Origin of the sequence: Aeromonas sp. ASNIH8 (assembly GCF_002919855.1) — a bacterium.
GTDB lineage: Bacteria > Pseudomonadota > Gammaproteobacteria > Enterobacterales > Aeromonadaceae > Aeromonas > Aeromonas caviae.
In genome coordinates this window covers 1-1,262 of record NZ_PQLN01000224.1, presented here as the reverse complement: position 1 = coordinate 1,262, position 1,262 = coordinate 1, and the positions used below count along the sequence as shown (strand labels likewise).

The 1,262-nt window shown below is 52.4% G+C and carries 1 protein-coding gene; it reads right to left on the bottom strand.

The genetic code is table 11. The features are described from left to right. Positions 1-28: 28 nt before the first annotated feature. On the bottom strand, positions 29-1,171 hold the full coding sequence (locus C3418_RS23560) for an IS4 family transposase (protein ID WP_041205622.1): 1,143 nt from the start codon (positions 1,169-1,171) through the stop codon (positions 29-31). Between the last annotated feature and the right edge of the window lie 91 nt (positions 1,172-1,262).

Below are 1,262 nucleotides of genomic sequence, written 5' to 3'. Positions count from 1 at the left end.
CCTCAGAGATCCCCTCATTTTTAGAGACTCAAATAATTCCAAGTGTGCGGGTATATAAGCGGTGTTGCTTCAGGTAGTAGATAAATTTATCCATCAACAAGACCGCATTGGCTTCTTTCATTTTAGGCAGCAACTGGTAATAGATGACCCCTTGCCGAAAGAACGAATAGGTTCGGCTCTTGCTGGTATTGACCTTGATCGTTCTCTCTAGACCGACACTGTCTCCAGCCTTACCCAGCAGCGTCAGCAAGACGATGGCCAAGGCACTGAACAAAAACAGTCGGTCACGCCGGACCGGATTACTGATGTGCACATCTCCCATACCCATGCCGAATTTGTAATCTTTGATATCCCGAAAACTGGTCTCGATACCCCAGCGCTGGCCGTATAGTTGCAACGCCTTGGCGGCACTCAGATCGGTCCGGTTACTGGCCAGAAACCACGCGTCTTTCATGCCACTCTTGTGACAACAATAGACCCGCTCGACAGGCTGTCGTTGCCCAGTGAGCTCCACCTCCTTGAGGGTTCGGGTGCGCCCGGTCGGCGTTAGCCAGTCGCGGGCGGGAACCTGCTCTCCACCAGAGTAACCAACCAAAATATTTCCTTTAAATCTAATGATATAGGCAAAGCCTAGCTCTTGTTCCAGGCGCTCGAACAGCTCCATGTAACCAAACCCACGGTCAGCGACTACCGTCACGAAGATACCTTCTGGCAGGGTCTGCTTGAGTTTGGTGAGCAGCTCTTTCTCATGGGCATTGCGTTGCCCTTTGAGCAACGATTTTCGATGGGTTTTCCACAGCAGCGGAGTACTGCGGCCATGGTTGGTTTGCAGGCTGATAACCAAGGTGCTGTGATCATCGGCATCGAATTCGGTCCAGTCCATGGATACCACGATCTCGGTGCGTTCACCGACCACATAGGGAACCCAATCGTCAAAGAGGCTCCAGACGTTGAGCTTGGTGTTAGTGAGCAGGCGGTCCACCTGTTTCACCGCATGTTTGCGCTCGAGACCATTGGCCAAGGAGAGACCATTCCCGATGGCGTGGATGGCCAGCGAACCGGATTCGATAACCCCGAGGGTTGCATTGGCCAGGGAAAGAACACGCTTGGCATGCATGTCCTGTCCAAATATCTCGTTGATGTGGTTGAGGATTAGATCGTGGTTAAACATGGCGATTATCTGTCGGGTATTAGCTGGTCAAGGATGGCGATCATACCTCAGAAGCCGCGCCACGCCTCGCTCATACGAGGGGATGGTTAAG

Coding starts and splice junctions, on each gene's coding strand:
- C3418_RS23560 (WP_041205622.1), bottom strand. CDS start 1,171: ATGTTTAACCACGATCTAATCCTCAACCACATCAACGAGATATTTGGA.